The organism is uncultured Mailhella sp., assembly GCF_944324575.1.
GTDB lineage: Bacteria > Desulfobacterota > Desulfovibrionia > Desulfovibrionales > Desulfovibrionaceae > Mailhella.
Genome location: NZ_CALUWV010000140.1, coordinates 1 through 4592, shown reverse-complemented (window position 1 = coordinate 4592; position 4592 = coordinate 1). Strand labels below are relative to the sequence as shown.

The window sequence follows — 4592 nt, the reverse complement described above, 5'->3', positions numbered from 1 at the left end:
CCGTACAGCGTGTCCGGGGCAGACGGGCATTCGCGTCACTCGGGCGGCGGAAAAAGACAGGGATTTCCAGATGTTTTTGGGGGAGAGCGTCTGCTCGAAGCTCTGGGGCCCGCGGACGACGTCAGGAGTCCGCGCCGGTGGTCATGAATAGGCGGGATTCACTCCCGCCGTTAAATGAAATGACCACCGTACAGGCCCCGCGTCCGTACAGCGTGTCCGGGGCAGACGGGCATTCGCGTCACTCGGGCGGCGGAAAAAGACAGGGATTTCCAGATGTTTTTGGGGGAGAGCGTCTGCTCGAAGCTCTGGGGCCCGCGGACGACGTCAGGAGTCCGCGCCGGTGGTCATGAATAGGCGGGATTCACTCCCGCCGTTAAATGAAATGACCACCGTACAGGCCCCGCGTCCGTACAGCGTGTCCGGGGCAGACGGGCATTCGCGTCACTCGGGCGGCGGAAAAAAGCAGAGATTTCCAGATGTTTTTTGGGGAGAGCGTCTGCTCGAAGCTCCGGGAAACCTTCGTTGGCCTGAACAGCCGCTTTTCAACGCTCGGGCGGGCCTTCGTTGGCAAAGGACGGCCGTCTCCCGAAGCTCTGGGGCCCGCGGACGACGTCAGGAGTCCGCGCCGGTGGTCATGAATAGGCGGGATTCACTTCCGCCGTTACATGAAATGACCACCGTACAAGCCCCGCGTCCGTACAGCGTGTCCGGGGCAGACGGGCGTGGGTGTTACTCGGGAATAGGAAAATGTTACTCGGGAGTAGTTTCTTTTGGCGCGCACAGGGCGGCCTCGGAAAGCTGCTGAACGCGCTTGGCCAGCGCTCGTCCCCACGGGCGGGAAATGCAGTGATTGCAGAATTTAAGACAGAGTCCGTTCCAGGCCTTTTCCGCCTCTTCCACGGTGGTTCCCTGCGGGCCGCTCATGCCGCAGACGCGGCAGCCTACGGAATAGGACTTGCCCAGAACGTCGATGATGCCGAGATCCTCCGAGGAGCAGTAGGGGCAGGCGTGTCTTGTCATGGCTTCTCCCTGAGAGTTTTAGGTATCCGCCAAGGATAACAGGAATTCGGCGTTTTGGCGAGTGTAAAAAAAATCACGAGAACGACGCCGGAACACAGGGGAAAACGCCCGGAAGCGTGGATTGCGCGTTCGGAAAACGTCAATGCGTGACGAGCTGCCGCAGAAACGGCGCGTGCCGGAAACGCCGTGCCTTTCCCCCGACGGAAGGCCGCTTCGTGTCGGCTTCATGCCGCGTGAAGCGGCTTTTTTTGCGCCCTCGGCCTGGGGGCATCCGGGATTTTTTGCGTGCGGCCTTGAAAGGCGGCGGAGTTTTGCCTAAGGTGCGGCAGGGCGCTCCGTTCGCGGTTTCGGGACGTAACGCGGCCTGCCGCGCAGCGCTGCCGTCTTCGGGGAGAGAGCGTTTTCCGGTTTTCGGCCGGGCGCGGGGGAAACGTTCGCAAGGGGGAAGATTCATGACGTTCAGGGAGATGCTTTCGGGCTGGAAAAGCGTGGAGGTTGACGATGAGCAGACGCGGCAGACGCTGTATTTTCGTCGGAAACGCACGATGTTCTTCTACGCCGCGCTTTACCTCGCGCTGCTTGCGCTGATGCGGCATTTTCTTGCCGATCTGCCATTGCTGTTCCTGCTTGCGTGCATGATGTTCTTTTTCGCTCTTCATGTTCTTTTTCTTTTTTACTGCGCGGTCATAGGGCAGACGCGCAACTTGCTCACCTACCGTTCCGGCGGCTGGATAGCCTGGTTCTTGTCCCGGCGCTTGATGCTTTTTCTGGTGAACGTCGTGGTGGCCATGTTGCTGTCGTTTTTGTGCGTGGTCAGGCTTGCGGCCATGTCGCCGGTCGATTTCGGCATTCTTGGGCTCACGCTTCTTTTCTTGGCGGCCATGTATGGGCCGATGGCGCGCAGGACGCCGGCGGAGTCTGTTCCGTGGCTCATCTACAGACGCGTCATGGGCTGGAGTCTTTGGGGCGTGGTGATCTTCTCGTTTCTGCTTCAGATGGGAGCCGCCTTCCTGGGCTGCTACGACGCTCCGGCATATGCCAGCATTCAGGAAGCCCTTGATTCCCGCACCATCGCGATCATGACCGGCAGCAACATCATCAATTGGGTGCTGGACGCTTCGTCGTATCTTCAGACCTGTGAAATGTACTTCCTCTCGCAGCTTGTTCAGGGCGGCGTGGTAGCCGGCTTGCTCTCGGCGGTTATTTCCGTCTTTTCCTTCGGCAGCGTTCTTGCGGCTTTTATGCCGGTCATGATTCCGCCCTCGGAGCGGAGAAGGATTTTCATTGCCCGCGCCATCCCGTCCACGGAGGTTCCTCCCTGCGACAGGAAAAGCGTGTTCTGGTTTTCCGTGGTCGGCACGCTGATGTTCTTGGGGGCGGCCTTCCTGTTTGCGGGACTGGATTCAAGCGCAGGAAGCGCTTCTGCGGAAGAGAAGGTGGAAGCGTTGAAAAAGACCTCGACAGAGTTCGTCGTGCAGGTGGACGGCGTACTGTATCGCAGCGGATTCTATGATGAAGTGAAGAGCTTGACGCGTGACTACTCTGAGCGCATCGCAAAGGCGAAACAGGAGGTGCTGCTGTCGCATGCCCGTATGTGCGGCGCCATGGAAGCCAACGTGGACCGTTTTCTCGACTGGTATTACAGCCTCGGCGCGGAATACATGCGCATAGCGAAGACGCTTGTGGGGGACGGAAAGCAGTACATGCAGGAGAAGCTTGAGGAGAACCTCAAGTACGGCATTGACACGGCGGCGTTTGAAAGGCTGCTTCGCAATCTCGGGCAGCTTGAGGATGAGTACGACTACCTGGTCGCTGAAGCCGGACAGAAATTCCGTCTGACGGAGGCGCCGGGAGCCGGAGTGACGGTCATTGCGCTGGATAGCAGCTTTCTTGACCTTTTGGACAGAAATGCCACCATTGATTTTAAAAGTCGCATGGGGGTGAGTTCGACGCTCGGTCTGGCCGCCGGCGCGGTGGCGGCCAAGGCGCTGAGCAAGCCTGCCATGAAAGTTGCCGCCACCACCATTGCCAAGCTGGTGGCCGGAAAGCTCGTCACCGGAGCCGCAGCAGGCGGCAGCGTGGCTGCCGGGGTTTACCTGGGTGGGGCCATAGGTTCCGCCGTGCCTGGTATAGGCACCGCCGTGGGAGCCAGCGTGGGCGGCGCGATCACAGTCATAGGCGCGTGGATAGCCGGCGATGCCATCATGGTTTCGCTTGAGGAATACGTCAGCAGAGACGACATGCGCCGGGAAATTCTTGAAGCCATCCACGAGCAATGCGGGAACGTCTGATCGTCTGGCGTTCCTTACGCTGTCGGCTCCGGTCGTGCGTCAGGCACAAAGGCGCCTCGTAGTCCCTGCGGACGACGGGGCGCTTTTGTGCCGGGCAGAACGGGCAATGCCGTGCCGCCATGGTTGCGGATGGCCGGAAAGCACGTCATGCGGCATGGCGGTCTTGCTGCCGGGGCGCCGGGCGCGCGACACTCTGCCCTTGCCTCGGCTTCTTTGGGGTGAGGGGTCGCCCCGTACTTCCCTGCATGGTCGGCAGAGGCCGCGCAATCTCCCGGCCGGGGCCGCCTGTCCTGCCCGTTTTTCTGTCCGCCTTGCTTGTGCTGTTTTGAACATTGCCAAAGTTCCCGAACTCTGCCAGAATGCACGCTCCCTTGCGGGAAATCATGCCGCGGGGAAGGAACGTGTCGTTGCTTCTGCCGCGAAAGGGCAGGGGAGCGACCCGGCCTTTCGGATGATTCGGCCCGCTTTCGCGCCTTCGGCGGCGCGCCTGCCTCACCTCAACGACCGACGGGGGAAACTCATGGCGGACAGAACCTTTGCAGCAACGCTCGATGCCGTGGCCGACGCCATGCGCGCCAAGGCAGAGCTGCCCGTTGACCGCGCCTTCATGCTTGCCGTGCTCGGCGGCGCCTACATAGCCCTTGCCGCCTTCGGCTCCACCGTGATCGCCTGCGATTTTTCCGCCTCGCCGGAAACGTACGGCCTCGGCCGCTGCCTTTCCGGGCTGCTCTTTCCCGTGGGACTCATGCTCGTGATTTTGGGCGGCGCGGAACTCTTCACCGGCAACTGCCTCATGACCGAAGCCGTGCGCCGCAAAACCCTTTCTCTGCCCGCCATGCTCAGAAGCTGGGCCCTCGTCTATCTGGGAAACCTCGCCGGAGCCGTGGCCGTCGCCTGCCTGCTCCATGCTTCCGGCCTCTTTTCCTCCGCAGGCGGCAAGGTGGCCGCCGCCGTTCTGCGTACCGCCGCCGCCAAGGCCTCCCTCGGCCCCTCCGAAGCCTTCGTGCTCGGCATCTTCTGCAACTGGCTCGTCTGCCTCGCCGTGTGGCTCTCCTCCCGTACCGATGCTCTTGCCCATAAGGCGCTGCTCATCTTCTTCCCCATCTGGCTCTTCGTCGCTTCCGGCTACGAACACTCCGTGGCCAATATGTACTACCTCGCCGCAGGCCTCTTCGCCTCCTCTTCCCCCGAAGCCCTCGCCGCCGCCCCCGGTGCCCTCACCATGCCCGGCATCCTTGCAAACCTCCTCTTCGTCTCCCTCGGCAACATCGTCGGCGGCTC

At 61.5% G+C, this 4592-nt stretch carries 3 protein-coding genes; 2 read left to right on the top strand and 1 reads right to left on the bottom strand.

The genetic code is table 11. The features are described from left to right. Nucleotides 1-750: 750 nt before the first annotated feature. The gene (locus Q0J81_RS10685; protein ID WP_294447798.1) at nt 751-1020 is read right to left on the bottom strand and encodes a hypothetical protein; all 270 of its coding nucleotides are present in this window, start codon (nt 1018-1020) and stop codon (nt 751-753) included. Between the two features lie 452 nt (nt 1021-1472). Between Q0J81_RS10685 and Q0J81_RS10680 the strand changes: the two genes are divergently transcribed. Then, nucleotides 1473-3311: a hypothetical protein gene (locus Q0J81_RS10680; RefSeq protein ID WP_294447796.1), complete on the top strand. Its 1839-nt coding sequence runs from the start codon at nt 1473-1475 to the stop codon at nt 3309-3311. 520 nt (nt 3312-3831) lie between these two features. Next, nucleotides 3832-4592 (top strand): formate/nitrite transporter family protein (locus tag Q0J81_RS10675; RefSeq protein ID WP_294447794.1); only part of this gene is annotated, 761 nt, incomplete at its 3' end.

Coding starts and splice junctions, on each gene's coding strand:
- Q0J81_RS10685 (WP_294447798.1), bottom strand. CDS start 1,020: ATGACAAGACACGCCTGCCCCTACTGCTCCTCGGAGGATCTCGGCATC.
- Q0J81_RS10680 (WP_294447796.1), top strand. CDS start 1,473: ATGACGTTCAGGGAGATGCTTTCGGGCTGGAAAAGCGTGGAGGTTGAC.